This window comes from Tenacibaculum sp. SG-28 (assembly GCF_002954385.1).
Classification (GTDB): Bacteria; Bacteroidota; Bacteroidia; order Flavobacteriales; family Flavobacteriaceae; genus Polaribacter.
In genome coordinates this window covers 377,414-399,663 of record NZ_MQVY01000001.1, presented here as the reverse complement: position 1 = coordinate 399,663, position 22,250 = coordinate 377,414, and the positions used below count along the sequence as shown (strand labels likewise).

The window sequence follows — 22,250 nt, the reverse complement described above, 5'->3', positions numbered from 1 at the left end:
TCTCTTTTTTGTTTTAATATTTAAAATCCTCTATTTATCAATTAACTCTGCTCTAAATTCGGTGCTACGGAAAGAATCGTTTTTAAACTTTGCATGTTCATAGCCGTATTGCCACCATTTTGTCATCAATTTTTTATCAAAAACAAGAGAATTGGTAGTTAAAACAGTAGGTGTATAATATAAATTTAGTTTAACATCATTGTGTTTGGCAGATAACTTTCCAATGGTTACGTTGTGTTTTTCTACATGCTCTAACATAAAATCAAAAACATTCAACATTAATGAAAAAGGATTTTTTGCAGGCAACCTATTTAACTTTGGAATCTCAGTTTCTAAAATAATGGCATCAATTTCTTTTGCACCTCTCAAGATAGCTTGTCTTATTGGCACCAAACAACCAAATCCTCCATCGGCATATTGGCAGTGGTTTTTTTCCAACAAACTCATAAAAGGGATGTAGTTGCAAGACCCCCAAATCCAATCGCAAAAATCATCGTAGGAACAATCTAAAATAGACTTGTATTCTATAGTATTCGTTGTTATGTTTGAAACTGTTATCACCACATCCTTATGTTGTTCTCGAATAGCAGTATACATTGCTTCAGTGATATTTCGTCGAATTAGACGACGCAAATTTTTACTTTCTCCAAAGGTTTTTCTACCGTTTAGAAAGTTCCAAAAAGTATTGAGGTGTCTTATAGAAATCACCTTTTCTCCGTGCACAGTTTTGATTCGAAACGGGTTGTTGCTAAAGATAGAATTTTGGTTAACACTAGTGTAAAGCTTTTTTAATTCTAGTATTTTACCAAGTGCTAGATGGCTTACCATAAGACTTCCGGTAGAAGCTCCTAAAAATAAATCGTAAGTTTGATTTTTTTCTTTCATTAAAAATTCTGCAACACCACCAGCAAAAGCTCCTTTGCTTCCACCTCCTGAGATAACCAATGCCTTTTTCATTTAAATTGTCTAATTTAGTTGTTTAAAAATATAAAAAATGAAGTATGTCTTTTTATCATTGCTACTTGGAATTATGCTTATCGCCTGCAATACACCGTACAATCCAAGAATCATTAATAATGTCCATATAACTCATTTTACCATAGATAGCTCAAACATAAGAGCCATAAAAGCCATAGATGAAAATACTCTTTATTTTGCAGATGCAAAAGGGAATATCGGTAAAACAATAGATAGTGGAAAAACCTGGGAAGTTACTCCTGTAAAACACAATGAAAAAACAACTCCAAATTTTAGAAGTATTGCTGTTGTAAAAGATACCGTTTTTGTTTTATCTATTGGAAATCCAGGATTACTCTTTAAGGTATTTAAAAATCAGGTTAATTTGGTGTACAAAGAAGAGCATCCAAATGTATTTTACGATGCATTACAATTTTTTAGCGATGGAAAACACGGTATAGCAGTTGGTGATCCAACAGAAGATTGTCCTTCAATACTCCTTACTTCGGATTACGGTAATTCTTGGTATAAAATACCATGTGATCAACTTCCTAAGTTTGGAGAGGGAGAAGCTTTCTTTGCCGCAAGCAACACCAATATAAAAATTATAGACGAAACCGTTTGGATGGTGTCTGGAGGAACAAAAGCAAGAGTACTTAAATCGAAAGACAAAGGTAGAACTTGGGAAATATACGAGACTCCAATTATTCAAGGAAAGGGCGCAGAGGGAATGTATTCGGTTGATTTTTACAACGAACTATACGGTATAACTATCGGTGGCGACTATGCATATCCGGAAAGGAATCAAGCTAACAAAGCAATCACTAAAGATGGTGGAAAAACCTGGACACTTGTTGCGAAAAATAAGGCACCTGGTTATAAAAGCTGCATTCAATTCGTTCCTAATACCGATGGTGTAGAAATTTTTGCCGTTGGAAAAACAGGAATTTCTTATTCCAACGATGGCGGCTTAACCTGGAAACAAGTAAGTGATTCTTCTTTTTACACCATACAATTTATAAATGAAAATATCGCATGGCTTGGAGGCAACAATTGCATTGGAAAGCTCATTATAAAATAATCTTAATTTTTTGTTAAAGAGATATTCAAAAAATTAAGGTTTTTATACTTTTATCGACCTAAAATTAACAATCAAATTCAATTTCCCAAAATGAAAAAATACTTAATAATACTTTTGTGCATTTATTTTTCAAATCTGCATGCACAAGAGTATTTTCCGACAAATACTGGCGTAAAAACCAGAAAAAACACAATAATTGCTTTCCAAAATGCAACTATTTGGGTAACCCCAACCGAACAAATAAAGAAAGGAACTCTTTTAATTAAAGACGGAAAAATTATTTCGGTAGGAAAATCTATTTCGATTCCAAAAGAAGCATTAGTGATCGACCTATTAGGTAAAACTATTTACCCATCTTTTATTGACGTTTATTCCAATTTTGGAGTTGCTAAGGTAAAGCGCAGCAGCAGTGCCTACAGCTCTGCACCACAATACGATGCTAGCAGAAAAGGATATTATTGGAATGATCATATCAGACCAGATATAGATGCTTTCGATGTATTCAAGTTTGATAACAAAAAAGCAAAAGAATATCTCAATATAGGATTTGGTACTGTAAATACGCATGTCGATGATGGAATTATGCAAGGAAATGGTTTATTAGTAGCGCTCAACACAGAGGAAACAGACGCTTATAGAATTCTTAATCGAAGATCGGGTAATTACCTATCCTTTTCTAAAAGTAATACCTCTAAACAAAGTTACCCAACCTCTAGAATGGGTGCTATAGCATTATTAAAACAGACCTACATGGATGCGGAATGGTATGCAAAAGGAAATGCAAAAAATAAAGATTTAGCCCTAGAAGCACTAAATGCGAAAAAAGATTTACCACAAATCTTCCGAGCAGGAGATAATTTAAATGATATCCGTGCAGACAAAATAGGAGATGCCTTCGGCATACAATACATCATTGTTGGTGGTGGAGACGAATACGAAAGAGTAATGGATATAAAAAATACAAACGCAACATTTGTACTTCCAATAAATTTCAGAAAAGCATACGATGTTAGCAATATAGATTTAGCGAATAACATAGCATTGAGTGATATGCGTCGATGGAATCAGGAACCGACAAATCCAGGTGTTATGGCAAAAAACAACATTTCTTTTGCGCTTACGCTACACCAATTAAAAGCGGCAAAAGACTTTCTACCAAATTTGCAAAAGGCAATTGCGTACGGATTAGACAAAACAAAAGCGTTAGAAGCATTAACCACTATACCTGCACAAATTCTAAAAAATGAAAAAATCGGAAATTTAAAAGTAGGTAGCTATGCAAATTTACTAATAACCTCAGGAGAGATTTTCGACAAAAAAACAATCCTTTATGAAAACTGGGTACAAGGTAAGAAAAATGTTATTCAAGACATTAATAGTAAAGACCTATCCGGAGAATACATGTTGTATGCAGGTAATAATAATTACTCTATGCGTATCAGTGGGGTTGGTTCTAAACAAAAGGCAACCATAAAAAAAGGAGATAAGCAATTAAACGCTAAGTTTAATTACACCAATAATAAAATAGCATTAACTATTAACGATGCTGATAAATTTATACGTTTATCGGGTAGTATTATTAATAGCGCTAATGTAATGCAAGGAATTGGAGTGGATGCTAACGGCAATGCTATCAATTGGTCGGCGTCTAAAAAAGTAACCAAAGAGAACCCCAGAGAAAAAAAGAAGAAAAACGAAGAAACGCAAACAAAAAATATGGAAGTTGTACCCGTAAGTTTTCCGAACATCGGATACGGTAATGCTAGTATTCCAAAACAAGAAAAACTACTCATAACAAATGCAACGGTATGGACCTCAGAAAATCAAGAGGTATTGTTAAATACCGATGTATTAGTTGAAGCGGGAAAAATTAAAAATATTGGTAAAAATATATCCTCGAGAGGAGCGAAAATAATTGATGGTACCAATAAATTTTTGACTGCTGGAATTATTGACGAGCACTCGCACATAGCCGCCTCAGCGATTAATGAAGCCGGACATAATTCTACTGCAGAAGTAAGTATAGAAGATGTAGTTGACCCGAATGACATCAACATTTACAGAAACCTTGCCGGAGGTGTGACTTCTATCCAAATTTTACACGGTTCCGCCAATCCAATTGGAGGACAATCGGCAATTATTAAATTGAAATGGGGGGAGAATGCAGAAGGACTGCTTTATGATAATTCTCCAAAATTCATAAAATTTGCCCTTGGCGAAAATGTGAAACAATCCAATTGGGGAGAAACAAACACCATCAGGTTCCCACAAACGAGAATGGGTGTCGAACAAGTGTATATCGATTATTTCCAAAGAGCCAAAGAATACGATACCGCTAAAAAAAGCGGAGAACCCTTTCGAAAAGATATTGAATTAGAAATATTAGCGGAAATCATCAATAAAGAGCGTTTTATTTCTTGCCATTCTTATGTGCAGTCAGAAATAAACATGTTAATGAAAGTTGCTGAACAATTTAACTTTAACATAAATACCTTCACCCATATTTTAGAGGGCTATAAGGTTGCGGATAAAATGAAAGAACACGGAGTTGGTGCATCGACATTTTCAGATTGGTGGGCGTATAAATATGAGGTGAATGATGCGATTCCTTATAATGCAGCAATAATGCAACGTCAAGGTTTAGTAGTAGCCATAAATTCTGACGATGCTGAGATGTCTCGTAGATTAAACCAAGAAGCAGCGAAAACAATTAAATACGGCGGATTATCAGAGCAAGAAGCATGGAGTACGGTAACAATAAACCCTGCCAAACTACTTCATTTAAATGATCGAACTGGAAGCATTAAGATTGGGAAAGATGCAGATTTAGTTCTCTGGAACGAAAACCCCTTATCTATTTATGCGAAACCAGAAAAAACAATAGTAGACGGTGCCATTTATTTTGATATCGATACAGATACCCAAAAGCGAAAAGCAATCAAAGCAGAACGTTCGAAATTAATTAACATGATGCTGAAAGAAAAAATTAAAGGAGTAAAAACACAAGCTCCAATTAAAAAATCTAAGACCTTATTTCACTGTGATACCGAATAAAAACCTAAGATTCATGAAACATATAACTATATATACTTTGTTTTATTTCTTTTTAGTTGGAAATAGCATTGCACAACAAACACCAGGCCGAAAACAAACCAAAGATTTTACTATTGAAGGTGCAACTGCACATATTGGTAACGGGAAGATTATAGAAAACTCTTTACTCATGTTTTCCGAAGGAAAAATAACCTTTGTAGGTAGCGCGAATATGAAAATTGCGCGTAAAGGAGAAGTTATAAATGCAAAAGGAAAACATCTCTATCCAGGATTTATTGCTGCAAACACATCCCTTGGGCTAGCAGAAATTGATGCTGTTAGAGCTACTGTTGATGATGATGAGGTTGGTAGCATGTTACCCCACATAAGAAGTCTTATTGCGTACAATGCTGAAAGTAAAATTATTGAAACTATGCGTCCAAATGGTGTTTTATTAGGACAAATAACACCCCGAGGTGGAACGATTTCTGGAACTTCTTCTATTGTACAATTTGATGCTTGGAACTGGGAGGATGCTGCAATTAAAACAAATGATGGAATCCATGTTAATTGGCCAAGTTTATTCGCTAGAGGTAGATGGTGGCTAGGTGAAGATCCGTCTTTAAAACCCAATAAAAACTACACCAAAAATACAGCAAAAATTAAAGATTTTTTTAGGGATGCAAAGAGATATTTAACAGGAGAAAAGAAATCTAAAAATCTGCCTTATGAAGCTTTAAAAAATGTGTTTGAAGGCACACAAAAAGTTTATGTTCATGTAAATGGAGCTTCTCAAATACAAGATGCAATTACCATGTTTAGAGAATTAGCTATAAGTAATCTAGTAATTGTCGGTGGATTTCAAGCAGAAAAAATTGCATCCATTTTAAAGCAACATACTATTCCTGTGATCCTAGAACGGTCACATCGATTACCTTCTAATGAAGACGAAGACTATGACCTTCCCTATAGAACTGCGAAAATACTCTTTGATGCAGGTATCACAGTAGGATTAGGAATGGATGGTGAAATGGAACGTATGAGTGCCAGAAACTTACCATTTTATGCAGGAACTTATGCTGCTTATGGTTTAGCAAAAGAAGTTGCAGTGAGTTTGATAACACTTAATAACGCAAAAATTTTAGGTATTGATACTTTTACAGGGTCTCTAGAAGTTGGGAAAGACGCTACACTATTTATATCGGATGGTGATGCTTTGGATATGCGAGGAAATATTGTAAGAAAAGCTTTTATTCAAGGAAGGAATATAAGTTTAGAAACGCATCAAACAAAATTATGGAAGCGATACACCAAAAAATATAAGTAAGATTTTTACCTATTTCCAATAAATACATTATAAAAAAACCGAAAAGAGCTATGCTCTATTCGGTTTTTGCTAAATAATCAAAATTCAGGTTTCCCCTTCAAAATAAAAAAACTCTTTTTTATAAAACCCCTTATTAGCCTGAAAGAATACGTAGTATTTTTTTTACTAATAAAATATTTCAAAAATTTAGTGTCGGATAAAAAAGCTTTGGTTAGCTGAAAATGTTACTGTGAATCGTTATACAAAAAATGTAATTCTCTTTGAAAAAACTAAAACCTCAATAAAAACAACATTGCAAAAACAATGTTAAAAACAAAGATTATTACCGTATTATTTAAATACAATTATATAATATTTTACAAAACATATTCCTTTCTTTTTCTTTCAAAAATTGCTATTCTTCCCTTCTGTACAAATAAACATACTTGTACAATACTTTCCACAATATTACTTCCAAAATGCAAGTAAATACTTCCGAATGAAAAAAAGACTGTTTTAAAAATAGGAAAAACACTATTTCTTGTTGGTATTTCCATACAAACCAATATTTAGAAGAGAACGCATAAAAAATCCAGACACATTTGTCTGGATTTTTATCTATTTATAAAATGATAAAATAAAAATTTTAGTAAATCATAAATAGAGTTACTCTCTTTAGTTTTTCAAATTATTTCTTCCCAACAGCTAATATACAAAATATCTCTTGTATTGAATAAAAAAACTTCTAAACGAACTATATTTACTTCCAAACAACGACAAGGGAGTTCCTTCAAGGGAAAACTACTAGTTTTGTAGCAAAAGACATTTATATTTTTTAAGTATTTAATTGTACAATAAACTTTCAAAATTGTCTTTATACCCTCTACTAACCGGGATTTTGAGCTGCGTTTCTAAGGTTAATTCTTTGTTCTTTTTTGAATAATTTTGAATTAAGTTAGAATTTACAATCCACGATCGATGCACTCGAATGAAGTTTTTGTCTTGGCAAAGTATTTCTTCATAATAACTTAGCTTTTTGGATACCAAATAATGATTATCATCTTTGGTATGCAGTACAGAGTACATTCTATCTGCCTCAATGCATAGAAGATCATTTATATCTATTATGACATAATCGGATTTATATGGTATTGCTAATTTTTTAATCTCTTTTGTATTGGATTTAAGCGCATCCATATTGCCACTATCTCCTAACAAATTTTTGGAGGCTTTAAGAACAGCTGTTTCAAGGCGAGAAATATCAATTGGTTTTAAAAGGTAATCAATTGCAGATACCTCAAAAGCTTTAATGGCGTAGCTATCATAAGCGGTTATAAATATTACTTGAAAAGTAATGTCTGTAAACATTTCCAATAGTTGAAAACCATTTTTACGAGGCATTTCAATATCTAGAAAAACTAATTTGGGCTTGTATTTTTGTATTGCCTCGTAGGCTTGATCTACATTTGAAGATTCATTTACAATAATTATATTCGGACAAAATGTTTGCAATAAATACCTTAAATTTTCCCGAGCATTTTGCTCATCATCAACAATTATTGCCTCCACTGTATTCATAGTAACGTAATTTTTTATACAACAAATATCATAAAAATATTTAACTTAAGGTTGGCGGCAATCTACAATTTTATCTGGTACTTTTTTTTTCTTAAAATTAAGCCTCTAAAATCCAGTATATTATACTTTATAAGGAATTTTAATAATAACTCTTGTACCTTCTTCAAGTTCTTTATATGACACACCAACATCGATGGTATAAAAATCCTTCAGTAATTTTAATCTATCCTGAATAGCAGTCGTTGAAAAAGAATTTGGTTTGAGTATATTTGCTTTATTAAGCTCCTTCGATGCTTTCATTCCTATACCGTTATCTGTAATTACACAAACCAAAACATCTAGTTTATAAAAATCCAAAACTAACCTTTTATCCCCTTTTGTTTTATGCAGTAAACCATGTTTGATAGCATTTTCGATAAAGGGCTGAATAATCATTGTTGGAATTTTAATATTGTGTACCTCATCTTGCACATTAATCACATAACTAAACTCGTCTCCAAAACGTAAATTTTCAAGTTCTAAGTATTTATAGATCAAATCCAACTCTTCCTGGAAATCAACAAAACTTTTTCTACTCATATTCAAATTTTCTCGAATAAAAAGAGAGAACTTGGTTAAGTAATTATACGCTGAAAATTTGTTCTCTTTCAAAACCAAATTCTGAATGGAATTTAAGGCATTAAAAATAAAATGCGGATTCATTTGCGCCTGAAGACTTTCAAGTTTGGAGAAAACGAGTTGTTTCTGGATTCGCTCTTGTTCTAACACCCTAATCTGCTTGTTTTCAATATCTTGAATTTGTTTAGTAAATCCGTACCAAACAAGCATTAAAATCAATAAAAAAATAAGAATGGTAAACCATAGAGATTTGTAAAAAGGGAGTCGCACTTCAATTATAGCTCTTTTTATTGGAGTTTCGTTTTTGCCGTCGATTTCAACCCCTCTTACCTTTAAATCATATTGCCCAGAAGCCAAATTATTAAACGTTAATTGGCTATCGCCTTGGTCTAGCGTAATCCAACTTTTCGAGTCTTCATTTTCCAATAATTGGTATTGATACTGCATGTGATCGCTAGAAAGATACCCATTGGTATGAAACTTAAATTGTATGGTATTATCCCCATATAGAAACTCAAACTTTTCCTGAATCGGAACTTTCTTACCATTAATTAGTATTTCGGTAAAAGAAAAATCAGAAACAACTCCTTTTTTAAAAATTTTTCGTTTATCCACCACAAAAACTCCTGTGTTGGTACTAAAGTAGAGCGTATTGTCAAGGATCTCAATATCAGAAATATTATAGGAAACCAACCCATCTTTTTTAGTTAAATTTTGGAACTCTCCAGTAACGGTATCTAAAACTTGTATTCCTTTACTGGTTACTACCCAAAGTAAATCTCCATCACTTTTCAAAACATTTGTCAAGTTAGATAACAAACCGTTTTGATCGGTATAGTGGTAAATAATCTCATCATTTTTAACACCTACAAGCCCATCTTTTGTCGTCGAAAACCAAACTATACCGTTAGATGTTTCTGCAATATCCTGCGCATAAATAGATTGCTCCTTGAATTTAATATCTCTAGGCTTAAAAGCAGCATCAAACTTTTTAATACCATTTATATAGGCAATATAAAAGGAGTTTTGTTTTTTACTGTAATGAACTGCAAAACTTCTTTCATTATACAAGAGCCTCTCTTTATTATTGTTTAATTGTGAAACATAACTTCTATCGTGTCCTGCAATAACAATTGTATTGGCATTAATTAAAGTAAAATCTTTAATATTTCCGTAGTAGTTAGTTTTCTTATAAGAGTAATCGGATAAGTTTAAAATAATTGAGTAGGTAGAAAAACCTATCAATACTTGATTTGTATTTATCTTGAGAATGGAAAAAACTTTCTCTTTATTCTTTAACTTAATTTTAATGGGGGTCTTTTTATTAGCGTCATATAAAAATAAATCTCCGTTTTCCGAGCCAAACAATAATCGGTCATTACCAATATTTTCGATTACACTAATATTAGAATTATATTCCTTAAAATCGATATTAAATAAATGCATATTGGGAACTATAAATACACCACTCATAAGGTAGAAAACCAAAAGTTGTTGCTTCTATCTTTTATGATATTTGTAATTTTTTTTGTCTCAAAAAATTATTATAACAATTTATTTCTCCTTCTCTAAAATTGCATATGTATAACCCATTATCGGTTCCGAACCATATCTCTTCATCGGTAACGTAAGTATCGAGTATTACGATACTTTTTAATTTTTCGGGAAGTTTAACCGGACTTAATACCCCATTTTTTTCATAAAACAAACTAGTTTTGTAGTCATTTTTTAAACTTGGAGTATTATAATAATTGAGACGATAATGAAAAGTTTTTCCTTCGAATATAAAAGTTGATTTTGGAGTTTTCCTTATCTTTTTGTCTATGGAAATCGGCAAGTAATTCTTAAAAATCTCACCATCTGTACTATATCGAATCGATTTATTATCCGCATAAAATAAGGTGTCCTTTTTTTAAAGATATCCGAAAAATAATCAACCTTTTCTTCGAATGATATTTTTTTAGTTTCCATATCAATCTTTGCAAAAAAGTCAAAATTTGAGGTTACTAAATATCGATCGAAAAAAATAAATTTTGAGGGCTGTCCTTTTGTGACATCTTTTAGATCACAAAATAATTTTAAGCTATCATCTTCGATGTAAAAATATTGTCCGGATAAATTATTGCACCAAACGCGACCATGCGAATCTAATTTAAGGCCAAATACAGATAAACCTCTTTTCTCTTTACTTGAATATAGTTTAAACTCTCTTCCATCGTAACGATACAAACCTTTGTTTGCGGCTAACCATATATATCCTTCTCTATCTTCAAGTAAGCTGTAGAAAACAAAATCTGGCAACCCATCTTTCTCCGTTAATTCGTTATAAACAGGCTGTTGTGCATTTACCCGTGGGATAAACAATAAAACAAGAATTATAATATGAACAATATTACGTGTCAATACACTTCAAAACTACATTAATTAAAACAAATGTAAAACAAAGCATCAAAAAATAAAAAAGCTCATTGTAATTCTACAATGAGCTTTTTTATAAATATAATTACTGTCAATTATTTCACTTCTTCGAAGTCTACATCTTCAACATTATCTGTTTGAGAATCTGAAGTCTCCGACTGTGCTTCTTGTGCTTCATTAGCTCCTGCTCCGCCTGCCTGTTGCTGTGCTGCATACATTTCTTCAGATGCTACTTTCCAAGCTTCATTAATTTTCTCCATTGCACTATCAATTTGTGCTAAATCCTTCGACTCGTGTGCCGATTTTAATTCCGCTAGGGCAGTTTCAATTGGTTCCTTCTTATCTGCTGATAATTTATCCCCAAACTCTTTTAATTGCTTTTCTGTTTGAAAAATCATAGAGTCAGCGCCGTTTACCTTGTCTGCAGTCTCTTTTGCTTTTGCGTCTGCATCTGCGTTAGCTTCTGCATCAGCTTTCATCTTTTGAATTTCTTCTTCCGTTAAACCCGAAGAAGCTTCAATGCGAATATTTTGAGACTTTCCTGTCGCTTTATCTGCAGCAGAAACATTGATAATACCATTTGCATCGATATCAAAAGTTACTTCAATTTGAGGAATTCCTCTTGGTGCAGGTGGAATATCTGTCAATTGGAATCTACCTATAGTTTTATTATCTGCTGCCATAGCTCTTTCACCTTGTAATACGTGAATATCTACAGATGGCTGATTGTCTACAGCGGTAGAGAAAACTTGTGATTTTTTAGTAGGAATGGTTGTATTTGCGTCAATTAATTTGGTAAATACATTACCCATGGTTTCAATTCCTAGTGACAACGGTGTAACATCTAGTAAAAGAACGTCTTTAACATCACCAGTTAAGACCCCTCCTTGAATTGCAGCTCCTAAAGACACCACCTCATCCGGGTTAACTCCTTTACTTGGTGCTTTTCCAAAGAACTTTTCAACTGCTTCTTGAATCGCTGGAATACGAGTTGATCCTCCTACTAAAATAATTTCATCAATATCTGCTGTGGTAAGATCTGCATTTTTTAAAGCTGTTTGACATGGATTGATAGTTCTCTTTACTAAATCGTCAATTAACTGCTCAAATTTAGCTCTACTCAAAGTTCTAACTAGGTGTTTAGGTCCTGAGGCAGTAGCCGTGATGTACGGTAAATTAATTTCTGTTGAAGTAGTACTAGATAATTCTATCTTTGCTTTTTCTGCAGCTTCTTTAAGACGTTGTAAGGCCATAGGATCTTTACGTAAATCCATACCGTCTCCTTCTGTACTCTTAAATTCCTCTGCCAACCAGTTAATGATTTTTTCATCGACATCATCACCACCAAGATGTGTATCTCCATCGGTAGCCAATACCTCAAATACGCCATCTCCTAATTCTAAAATAGATACATCGTGTGTACCCCCTCCAAAATCAAAAACTACTATTTTTTTATCGTCATTTGCTTTATCCAATCCATATGCTAAGGCTGCAGCTGTTGGTTCGTTGATAATTCGACGAACTTTTAAACCAGCAATTTCTCCTGCCTCTTTTGTAGCTTGTCTTTGTGCATCGTTAAAGTAGGCAGGTACTGTAATTACAGCTTCTGATACTCCTTGCCCCAAATAATCTTCAGCCGTTTTCTTCATTTTTTGTAACACCATTGCCGAAATTTCTTGTGGTGTGTACATGCGATCATCGATTTTAACACGAGGCGTATCATTATCTCCTTTAGTTACTTCATAAGGCACTCTTTGTGCTTCTTTTTGAGATTCTGAATATTTGTTACCCATAAAACGCTTGATAGAGTAGACAGTTTTTGTTGGGTTAGTTACTGCTTGTCTTTTAGCAGGATCACCAACTTTACGCTCTCCTCCTTCTACAAATGCCACAACTGATGGCGTAGTTCTTTTTCCTTCTGAGTTAGGAATTACTACAGGCTCGTTTCCTTCCATTACAGAAACACACGAATTTGTTGTCCCTAAATCTATACCTATAATTTTACTCATAATTTTATTTTCAGTTTAAATTTTTAATTCAATTTTACAGGTTGATTAACTCAAAGTGTATGCCAATGATTTATTTAATGTTTTTTGTCAGTAAAAGAAAGATTTGCGCATAAATTTAATGCCATAGTGTCATTTTTCTGCCAATTTCTGATAATTTTCATATACTAATCGAATATTTGCATAGGTGTTTGGAAGTAATGCCTTGATTTGTGTGGAATTTTTAAAAGAAACTTGGGTAATACCCTCTTCTGTTTGGGGAGAAAGAGCTCCTTTGTAGTTGGAAAACATTAAAAACCAATGGGTCTCTTTTAGTTTGTATTGACCATCTTGAAAATAAACATGATAGGTTATTGTTAGAAAATTTTTGAGGGTTAGATTTTGTATACCACACTCTTCCTCTACTTCACGAATCGCAGTTTGTTCAATGTTCTCTCCTATTTCAGTTCTCCCTTTGGGTAAATCCCATTTACCTCCACGATATATAAAGAGTATTTCCTCTTTTTCATTTAATACTAAACCTCCACCAGCGATGACTGGTGCAATTTTTTCCCGAAAAACAACCCAATCCTTATCTAGAGCATTGGAAAAAAGATACAGTCCGGAAATAGATGTATTCGCTAACTTGTGAATAATCGCATCAACACTTACAGCCGCAAACATGTAAACGGGATAATTATGTTGTTTTTTAACAGAAGTTGTTAGTATTAATGGCTTGTCATTCACAAAAACTTTATACATTTGCGGTATGGATTTTAACAAAGATACAGCAAAAAAAACAGCTGAACTCCTTTTACAAGTAAAAGCTATAAAACTTAATCCACAAGAACCTTTTACATGGGCTTCAGGTTGGAAATCACCGATTTACTGTGACAACAGAATTACACTATCGTTTCCAACAGTTAGAAATTTCATTAAAGAAGAGATTGCTAAAATTGTGGAACAAAAGCACGGTAAACCAGATGCAATTGCGGGCGTGGCTACAGGTGCCATAGCAATAGGTGTGCTAGTAGCTCAAGAATTGGGTGTACCCTTCGTATACGTAAGACCTGAGCCGAAAAAACACGGCAGAAAAAATCAAATTGAGGGGCATCTTGAAAGTGGTAACAACGTAGTAGTTATTGAAGATTTAATAAGTACCGGAAAAAGTAGTTTGGATGCGGTAAAAGCCTTGAAAGAAGCAGATGTAAAGGTTAAAGGTATGGTAGCCATATTTTCTTATGGTTTCGACCTTGCAAAAGAAAATTTTACCAAAAGTGATATCGAACTAAGTACCCTGAGTAACTATGAATATTTACTAGAGCAAGCGTTGGATAGCAAATACATTACCAGTGAAGAACTTAGAACACTCGAAGACTGGAGAGTATCGCCAAGCACATGGAAACAAAATTAATACTAAGACAACATAAAAAATGAATATCGAAGGAACAACTGTAACCGTTAAAAAGTCTTCAGAAGAACTTTTTACTTTTTTCTCTACGCTACAAAACTACGAGCAACTGATGCCTGAAAATGCAGAGAAATTTGAAGTAGATGGAGAAAGCTTTATCTTTGGTTTAAAAGGGATGCCTGAAATTAGATTGGTCTTAAAAGAAAAGACAGAATTTTCTAAAGTAATTTTAGGAGCTGCAAGTAGTAAACTACCCTTTACATTGAGCTCAGGCATAGAACAAATTGCAGAAAATGAATCTAAAGTTACCTTAAATTTCAACGGAGAGTTTAACCCAATGATGGCGATGATGGTAAAAAAACCGTTAACGAAATTTATAGATACCCTAACAGAGAATATTGCCAAATTATAAATTTCATTTACGGCATTAGTAAAGAAACTTCTTTTACACCAAATTCTTTTACAGTTTCATCAGGTAATGCAACTTGAAGTTTTCCATCAGAAGAAATACCAATAATTTTACCCATAAAAATATTGTTCCTTGCTGTTTTAAACATGCAAGGAACATTTTTTTTATACAACACCGCAAGATACTCGTTTTCTATATCTTGAAAATAATGTTGCTGAAGCCTTTGGATATTTACTTTTAACTCCTGAATCAATGCAACAACTATATCCTCAAGATTAAAATTAGCATGTAAAATATCTTTCATCGACACAGCCTTTAGGACGCCATTATTCAGAAAGGCTTGATTTACATTGATACCAATACCGATTATGGAGGCCGCTATAGATGCTCCTTTTAGTGTGTTTTCAATTAATACGCCACATATTTTTAAGCCATCTGCCATAATGTCGTTTGGCCATTTTATAGCTAGGTTAGGAATCGAATATTGATCTAAAGTATTATAAATGGAAATTGCAACAGCAAAATTTAGATATTTTTGTTTACTTATTGACAGCCTATCTTGTCTTACAAAAACGCTACATGTAATATTTTTTCCAGGCTCTGATTCCCAACTAGTATGCATCTGTCCCCTGCCAGAAGTTTGATGCTTTGCGAGAATTACGGTGTAATTCTCCACAGGCATATTGTCTGCCATATCTTTCAAAAATGTATTTGTAGAATCAATGGCATCAAATTTGATAATTTTCATATAACAAAGGGGTAAAACTAGTTGTGATATTAAGTAATTTACTCGCAAAAAAATAATAACTTTGCTAAAATATAATTTTTTTTTAATGACAAAAAAGCAAGCAAGTACAGACGAATTATTATCTGTGATTATCAAAGGAATTGATGATGTTAAAGGAGAAAATATCCAATTACTTGATTTAAGAGAAATAGAAAATACCGTTTGCGATTATTTCGTGGTTTGTTCTGGTAACTCCAACACGCAAGTAAATGCAATCTCTGGTTCCATACATAAAACTGTAAGTAAAGAACTAAAAGATAAACCTTGGCATGTCGAAGGGCAAGGAAACGCAGAATGGGTTTTGATGGATTATGTGAATGTTGTCGTACATATTTTTCAGAAGCATGTAAGAGATTACTACGATATCGAAAGCCTATGGGGTGATGCTCAAATCACCAATATAAATCCTGCCTAAATAATAAATATTTTTTTATGAGTGATAAGAAAAAAAACACACCGAAATTAAGTTTTAACTCCCTTTGGATCTACGTACCAATTGCAGTAATATTTATTGGACTGAGTTTTCTTAATTCTGGAGATATGGGAACTTCCAAACTTTCCGATAATGAGTTTATGAAAATCCTTAGAGAGAATGACATTGAAAAAATAATGGTTGTAAACAAATCATATGCTGAAATCTACATTAAAGATGAGGCAATGACAAAAGAGCCATTTAAAAAACAGGTAAATTCTCCTTTCTATCGAAAAGGCTCTCCTCTTTACACCTATAATTTTGGAGATCTACAAAATTTTGAAAAAGAACTAAAAGAAAAACAAGATTCACTTAATCTAGATTTTGATAAAAGAAACGAAGCAAGAACTAGTATTATGGATAGTATCATTGGCTTTTTACCAATCATACTTCTAATAGCGATATGGTTGTACTTTATGCGAAGAATGTCTGGAGGAGGAGCTGGTGCCGGAGGTGGCGGTCAAATATTCAATATTGGAAAATCAAAAGCAAAATTATTTGACAAAGACACAAAGGTAAAAACCACTTTCAAAAATGTTGCAGGTTTAGAGGGGGCAAAGGAAGAAGTACAAGAAATTGTAGATTTCTTAAAAAGCCCGGAAAAGTATACTAAATTAGGAGGTAAAATACCTAAAGGAGCTCTATTAGTAGGACCTCCTGGTACTGGTAAAACACTTTTAGCTAAAGCGGTTGCTGGAGAGGCTGGCGTTCCTTTTTTCTCACTATCCGGTTCTGATTTTGTTGAAATGTTCGTTGGTGTAGGTGCATCACGTGTGAGAGATTTGTTTAAACAGGCACAACAAAAATCTCCTTCCATAATATTTATTGATGAAATTGATGCTATTGGAAGAGCAAGAGGAAAAAATAGCATGACTGGTGGTAATGATGAGCGTGAAAACACATTGAACCAATTACTAACCGAAATGGATGGATTTGGAACAGATACTAATGTTATAGTATTGGCAGCAACGAACCGAGCAGATGTGCTTGACAAAGCTTTGATGCGAGCAGGAAGATTTGACCGACAAATTTATGTCGACTTACCAGACCTACACGAAAGAAGAGAAATTTTTGAGGTTCATATTAAACCTTTAAAACTTGCTGAAGATGTTAAACTAGAGTTTTTATCACAACAAACGCCAGGCTTTTCTGGAGCGGATATTGCAAATCTTTGTAACGAAGCGGCCTTAATCGCCGCGAGAAATAATAAAGAAGCAATACACCATCAGGATTTTTTAGATGCTGTTGACAGAATTGTAGGCGGACTAGAAAAGAAAAACAAAGTAATCACTCCAAAAGAAAAAGAGGTTATTGCATTTCATGAAGCAGGACACGCAACTGTTAGTTGGATGCTCGAACATGCTGCACCATTAGTAAAAGTAACCATAGTTCCACGAGGACAATCGTTAGGAGCAGCGTGGTATTTACCGGAGGAAAGAAAAATAGTTCAGTCGGAGCAAATGCTAGATGAAATGTGTGCAACTATGGGAGGTAGAGCTGCGGAAAAACTAATCTTTGATAAAATTTCTACCGGAGCATTAAGTGACTTAGAAAAAGTAACGAAGCAGGCAAGAGCAATGGTTACCGTTTACGGATTAAACGAAAAAATTGGAAATGTCACCTATTACGATTCTACCGGTAATGATTCTTTTGTAAAGCCGTACAGTGGCGACACCGCTAAAATAATTGACGAAGAAATTTCGAAAATAATTGAAGGCCAATACAATAGAGCAATTAGTATTTTGGATACGCACAAAGATAAATTATCTATTTTAGCGGAGCGCTTGTTAGAAAAAGAGGTTATCTTTAAAGATGACTTAGTTAAGATTTTCGGAGAAAGACCCTTTGATAAAGAAAAAAATCAAGAAATTTTAAAATCATCGGAAGAGGAATAAGTTTTTCAATACATGAATTTTTTAAAAAAATTATTCAAATCTAACAATAAATCATCTAAGGAAGAGGTTAATCACCAGCCGGTTAATCTGTCCTTAGATGATTTGTTTGTGCATAACTTCATTAACAAAGGTGGTAAATTCTTATACTGTACAAATATCAACGAGGTTCTTTTTAATCTAGAGAGTATTATAAATGAAAACAATTGGGATAGGTTAATATGCAAAGATTACAACTTGTTAAAAATTTGTGATCAATTAAAGGTTTCTGTCCAAAATGACCACGCCAAAGACCTACCATTTTTCACTTCTTGTGAGTACTTAATTTCGGATAAAGGAGCCATATTATTTACCTCTAATCAACTAGGCAGTAAAAAGATATCAGAGGTAACTGATAATTTTATTGTCTATGCAACAATGAGTCAGGTTGTAAAAAACACTAACCAAGGTTTAACTGGTATTAAAACACATTTTAGCGGTAATATCCCCAACAATATCAGTTCGGTAACTAAATATACGTTGCAAAATAACAGTGATGATTTTTTAAATTATGGTAATAGTAATTCAAAAAATTTATATTTGCTTCTTTTTGAAGACCTTTAAAATATGCAAAATCTAATTACGCGTGGTATTTCAGGCACGGTATACGCTATTATCTTTATTTCTGCAATCCTATACAGAGAAGCATCATACGTAGCACTAATTTCAGTATTTGCTGCGATTTGTTTATATGAATTTAATAAGCTAATCGCTTTCAAAAATAACATTCCTTATGCGGTACTTCCCTTAGTGATTTTTACCACTAAATATTTTGCCAACGAAATAAGCATACTCTTTCTATTATTTTACACAATACTTTGTTCCGTTAAACTATTGGTCTTTTTACCCAAAACAAAAAGTGTAAAAACAAACAGTTTTATAAAAAAACTTAATCTTACTGTAAGCTATATTATATTGCCGTTTACCTTTTTAATTCTCTTACCCAATTACAAAGGAAACTATACTCCCTTAATTATGATATTTATTATAGTACTTATTTGGACCAACGACAGCTTTGCTTTTATCCTTGGTAAAAACTTCGGAAAAAGAAAATTACTGGAAACTGTTTCGCCCAAAAAAACTATCGAGGGTTTCCTAGGTGGGTTATTATGTTCTGTTCTGGCTGGGGTACTTATAGGTTATTTTTCTCCCCTATTAAGTATAGAGCATTGGATAGTTATCGCAATTCTTGTTTCGGTTTTGGGTTCTTTTGGCGATCTCGTAGAATCAAAATTTAAACGTACAGCAAAGGTAAAGGATAGTGGAACTATTATGCCAGGTCATGGGGGGCTTCTAGATCGTTTAGACAGTCTTTACTTTATTGCTCCTTTTGTATATTTGTACATACATATTTTAATTCGATAGTTCGTCTTAAACCTATTCACATGGATCATGATTTGGACATACAATTTCGGAAAGCCTACAAAATTGCATCTAACTTGGAAACAAAACTTCCCCCGGATGTAATGCTAAAGTTATATGCATTTTACAAACAAGGAGTCGAAGGAGATCACTTTTCAATGAATGCCAATACCAAAAGTTTACGTGGAGCTTTTAAATTTAATGCTTGGATTCAATTAAGGGGTATGACTCCTGAAGAGGCCAAGAGAGAATATATAAAATTAGTACATACTTTAACCTTATAAATACCACAAAACTCCCATGAAAAAATCGATAGTATATTTAATCGTTTTAAGCTTTACTTATTTTACAACATCCTGTAAAACGGAAACAAAAAAAGAAGTACTGAAACAAGAAAATACAACTACTACTAAAAACGCGGCTTATAATTTACAGGAAGCAAAAAGTGAAATTAATTGGACAGCCTATAAAACAACAGAAAAAATTCCGGTAAAGGGAAGATTTAATAAAGTAAAAATTACTTCTGGAGGAATAGGAGAAAGTATTAAAGAAGCGATAGATGGAGCAGAATTCTCGGTTCCTGTAAGTAGTCTTTTTACCAATGACTCTGGAAGAGATTACAAAATAAAAAAATTCTTTTTTGGAGTTATGGATAAAACAGAGTTATTGTCTGGGAAATTCATTATTGAAAATGATTCGATGGGCTATTCAGACATAACCATGAATGGTATCACCAAAAAGTTACCCTTCAGGTACTCTCTTAAAGGTAAGGTATTCCAGTTTGCAGGAACTATGAAAATTACAGATTGGAAAGCTGAAAAAGCCTTAGAATCTCTGAACACTGTATGCAAAGACTTACACAAAGGTGCAGACGGAATCTCTAAAACTTGGGACGAAGTAGCCTTAAACATTACAGCAAACTTCTAAGCAACACAAATAATTGCCAAAACTAGCAAAACCATAGCATTCCTATGGTTTTGTTGCTTTTATAGAAAAAATTAACGGATATAAGGATTTTTTAGGAGCAAACATACCTGTTTCTGTCTTTTCCAATCCGGGAAGAACATTGTACGGAGAATCGGAATACTCTTTCAAATATTCAATTTGTAACCCGGCAGAAATCAAGGCAGTAACAATAGAACCCAATCCGTGATTCCAACCATACTCTTTCGAAACTATCGTCGCATCTTCATCCGCATAGGTACCGCTGTATTCTTCATATATGACATCCTTTTGTTCATATCCGTATGCTAATTCTGGAGGATTTTTTAAATAATCAAACATCCATACAATAGGGTGAAATTCTACCATGTAAAAGACACCACCTTCCTTTAATCTGGAAGCAATAATTTGAGCCCATTTAGTAAGATTTGGTAACCAACCAATTACACCGTAACTTGTAAAGACAATATCGTATAAATCTGTAACATATTGATTAACATCATATAAATTACAAGCGATAAAATTGGCAGAAACGTTTATTTCTTCTGCAAGCTCTTGAGCTTTAGCGATTGCCTGATCGGAAAGATCGATACCTGTACAATTTGCTCCCAATCTACTCCAACTTAAAGTATCCTGCCCAAAATGACACTGCAGGTGTAAAAGCTTTTTACCTGTAACATCACCTAAAGCATCTAACTCATAACTATTCAAAGAGGTTTGACCAGATTTAAAGGCCTCTACATTATAGAACGGACTTTTGAGATGCACAGAGATCCTTTTGTTCCAAGTAGTTTTATTAGTATCGAAATAATGTTTGTAATTCTCCATAGTGTGCGGTAAAATAGGTAACAAAAAGTATTGGGGCATACTGCCCTAGGATATTATTTTTTTTATGAGTTCGATCTTAGCCTTCTGATCCTCTCCAAATAACCATTGCAAAACATTACCTTCCCAAATATTATCTCGCTCCGTTTCGTTTATGATATCTCTACGAATGGCAAGATCTAATATTTTTCCAGGATAAGACGACTGCTTATCACTTTCCATTTCTCCCAAAGGATAAGGATCATCTAAACCCATAACAATTTGTGATGCCCCTTGGTTTTTGATTAACAAATCTAAAGAACCAGTATCGTGTACTAGCGTATCAAAAAAGATATTTTTATGTCCTACTGCTTTTCTCGGATGAACTTTACCTTCAAACAAATCGGAACGTCCATCAAAACCTTGAATTCTTCTACCAAGATTCATCTGTGCTAACTGTCCTCCATGTGCGAAACATACACGCATATTTGGATATTTTTGATAATATCCGTTTAAGGTCAAAAAGTGATAGGCATCAGCACACTGAGCAAGCATCCAAATTAGGTGAAAGCGCCAACTTGTATTTTCTAATTTAATAAATTTCTCCCCGTCATAAGGATGAATTTCTACCGCCAAATTATACTTATTAGCCAATTCAAATATTGGTTCATTTTCTTCATCAAAAATACAACGCCAAGTACCTATAGTATCCATGTAATGCGTCGGCAAACAGAGAAGTCGCATTCCTAGCTGTTCTACACAGCGTTCTATCTCCCAACAAGCACCTCTTACAAAACCTGGATGCACTACGAAACCACAAGTAAACTTTGATGGGTTGTCGTGTTGTACTTTGGCATTGAAATCATTCTGAAAACGCAATGCCTGTTTCATTTCCTCCAAACGCAAACCATTCCCATATAATTGGGATAAGTTTAAAACCACTGCATGGTCAATTTTAAAATGCTCCATCCACTCCAACTTCTCCTCTAAAAAGAAACTAGAATCTGTAACTGGTCTGCTCCAATCTTTTTGAAGCATGTATTTTCGATCTTTATCTACCCAAAAATACCTTTATCTTTCATGAATTGAGGAATCTCCTCTGGATATGGCAATAAATGAGAATGGCCGTTGATTCTTAATTTTCTGTTTTTCATTT

General features: G+C 33.6%; 19 protein-coding genes and 1 pseudogene. 11 read left to right on the top strand and 9 right to left on the bottom strand.

The window, feature by feature from the left end:
* Window positions 1-30: 30 nt before the first annotated feature.
* Entirely contained in the window at window positions 31-957 is a 927-nt protein-coding gene (locus BSU00_RS01760; protein ID WP_105002857.1) for a patatin family protein, read from the bottom strand.
* Between the two features lie 37 nt (window positions 958-994).
* On the opposite strand from BSU00_RS01760, the gene BSU00_RS01755 reads away from it, so the two are divergent.
* From BSU00_RS01755 to BSU00_RS01745, 3 genes are all read left to right on the top strand, one after another.
* Complete coding sequence (locus tag BSU00_RS01755; RefSeq protein ID WP_105002856.1) at window positions 995-2,038, top strand: oxidoreductase; 1,044 nt, start codon at window positions 995-997, stop codon at window positions 2,036-2,038.
* A gap of 90 nt (window positions 2,039-2,128) precedes the next feature.
* Window positions 2,129-5,092 carry an amidohydrolase family protein gene (locus BSU00_RS01750; RefSeq protein WP_199176747.1) on the top strand — a complete coding sequence of 988 codons (2,964 nt, stop codon included), beginning with the start codon at window positions 2,129-2,131 and terminating at the stop codon, window positions 5,090-5,092.
* A gap of 13 nt (window positions 5,093-5,105) precedes the next feature.
* The gene (locus BSU00_RS01745; protein ID WP_105002855.1) at window positions 5,106-6,398 is read left to right on the top strand and encodes an amidohydrolase family protein; all 1,293 of its coding nucleotides are present in this window, start codon (window positions 5,106-5,108) and stop codon (window positions 6,396-6,398) included.
* 822 nt (window positions 6,399-7,220) lie between these two features.
* Here the strand turns inward: BSU00_RS01745 and BSU00_RS01735 are convergent.
* From BSU00_RS01735 to BSU00_RS01710, 5 genes are all read right to left on the bottom strand, one after another.
* Entirely contained in the window at window positions 7,221-7,955 is a 735-nt protein-coding gene (locus BSU00_RS01735) for a LytTR family DNA-binding domain-containing protein (RefSeq protein WP_105002853.1), read from the bottom strand.
* Between the two features lie 120 nt (window positions 7,956-8,075).
* Window positions 8,076-10,046 (bottom strand): histidine kinase, encoded by a 1,971-nt coding sequence (locus tag BSU00_RS01730; protein WP_105002852.1) that lies wholly within the window; start codon window positions 10,044-10,046, stop codon window positions 8,076-8,078.
* Between the two features lie 348 nt (window positions 10,047-10,394).
* Window positions 10,395-10,976 carry a two-component regulator propeller domain-containing protein gene (locus BSU00_RS01720; RefSeq protein ID WP_105002850.1) on the bottom strand — a complete coding sequence of 194 codons (582 nt, stop codon included), beginning with the start codon at window positions 10,974-10,976 and terminating at the stop codon, window positions 10,395-10,397.
* Window positions 10,977-11,086: 110 nt separating this feature from the next.
* On the bottom strand, window positions 11,087-13,000 hold the full coding sequence (dnaK, locus tag BSU00_RS01715) for a molecular chaperone DnaK (protein ID WP_105002849.1): 1,914 nt from the start codon (window positions 12,998-13,000) through the stop codon (window positions 11,087-11,089).
* 129 nt (window positions 13,001-13,129) lie between these two features.
* Window positions 13,130-13,738, bottom strand: a complete 609-nt coding sequence (locus tag BSU00_RS01710) for an NUDIX hydrolase (protein ID WP_105003385.1) — start codon at window positions 13,736-13,738, stop codon at window positions 13,130-13,132.
* Window positions 13,739-13,745: 7 nt separating this feature from the next.
* Here BSU00_RS01710 and pyrE point away from each other — a divergent pair, with 7 nt between their 5' ends.
* Both pyrE and BSU00_RS01700 read left to right on the top strand, forming a co-directional pair.
* Window positions 13,746-14,390 (top strand): orotate phosphoribosyltransferase, encoded by a 645-nt coding sequence (gene pyrE, locus BSU00_RS01705; RefSeq protein WP_105002848.1) that lies wholly within the window; start codon window positions 13,746-13,748, stop codon window positions 14,388-14,390.
* Window positions 14,391-14,409: 19 nt separating this feature from the next.
* Complete coding sequence (locus tag BSU00_RS01700) at window positions 14,410-14,799, top strand: orotate phosphoribosyltransferase (RefSeq protein WP_105002847.1); 390 nt, start codon at window positions 14,410-14,412, stop codon at window positions 14,797-14,799.
* A gap of 7 nt (window positions 14,800-14,806) precedes the next feature.
* Here BSU00_RS01700 and BSU00_RS01695 read toward each other — a convergent pair whose 3' ends face one another.
* Window positions 14,807-15,544 (bottom strand): biotin--[acetyl-CoA-carboxylase] ligase, encoded by a 738-nt coding sequence (locus BSU00_RS01695; RefSeq protein ID WP_105002846.1) that lies wholly within the window; start codon window positions 15,542-15,544, stop codon window positions 14,807-14,809.
* An 85-nt stretch (window positions 15,545-15,629) separates the two neighbouring features.
* Between BSU00_RS01695 and rsfS the strand changes: the two genes are divergently transcribed.
* From rsfS to BSU00_RS01665, 6 genes are read left to right on the top strand one after another with little or no spacing between them, the layout of a single operon-like run.
* A complete protein-coding gene (gene rsfS, locus BSU00_RS01690; protein WP_105002845.1) occupies window positions 15,630-15,998 on the top strand; it encodes a ribosome silencing factor in 369 nt (122 codons plus the stop codon).
* 17 nt (window positions 15,999-16,015) lie between these two features.
* On the top strand, window positions 16,016-17,950 hold the full coding sequence (gene ftsH / locus BSU00_RS01685) for an ATP-dependent zinc metalloprotease FtsH (protein WP_105002844.1): 1,935 nt from the start codon (window positions 16,016-16,018) through the stop codon (window positions 17,948-17,950).
* 12 nt (window positions 17,951-17,962) lie between these two features.
* Window positions 17,963-18,550 carry a hypothetical protein gene (locus tag BSU00_RS01680; RefSeq protein WP_105002843.1) on the top strand — a complete coding sequence of 196 codons (588 nt, stop codon included), beginning with the start codon at window positions 17,963-17,965 and terminating at the stop codon, window positions 18,548-18,550.
* Between the two features lie 3 nt (window positions 18,551-18,553).
* Window positions 18,554-19,351: a phosphatidate cytidylyltransferase gene (locus BSU00_RS01675; protein ID WP_105002842.1), complete on the top strand. Its 798-nt coding sequence runs from the start codon at window positions 18,554-18,556 to the stop codon at window positions 19,349-19,351.
* A gap of 20 nt (window positions 19,352-19,371) precedes the next feature.
* Window positions 19,372-19,632: an acyl-CoA-binding protein gene (locus BSU00_RS01670; protein ID WP_105002841.1), complete on the top strand. Its 261-nt coding sequence runs from the start codon at window positions 19,372-19,374 to the stop codon at window positions 19,630-19,632.
* A 16-nt stretch (window positions 19,633-19,648) separates the two neighbouring features.
* On the top strand, window positions 19,649-20,275 hold the full coding sequence (locus BSU00_RS01665) for a YceI family protein (protein WP_105002840.1): 627 nt from the start codon (window positions 19,649-19,651) through the stop codon (window positions 20,273-20,275).
* 42 nt (window positions 20,276-20,317) lie between these two features.
* Here the strand turns inward: BSU00_RS01665 and BSU00_RS01660 are convergent, their stop codons facing one another.
* The gene (locus BSU00_RS01660; RefSeq protein ID WP_105002839.1) at window positions 20,318-21,118 is read right to left on the bottom strand and encodes a bifunctional 2-polyprenyl-6-hydroxyphenol methylase/3-demethylubiquinol 3-O-methyltransferase UbiG; all 801 of its coding nucleotides are present in this window, start codon (window positions 21,116-21,118) and stop codon (window positions 20,318-20,320) included.
* A 45-nt stretch (window positions 21,119-21,163) separates the two neighbouring features.
* A pseudogene (locus tag BSU00_RS01655) lies at window positions 21,164-22,248 on the bottom strand (amidohydrolase family protein).
* Window positions 22,249-22,250: the final 2 nt, after the last annotated feature.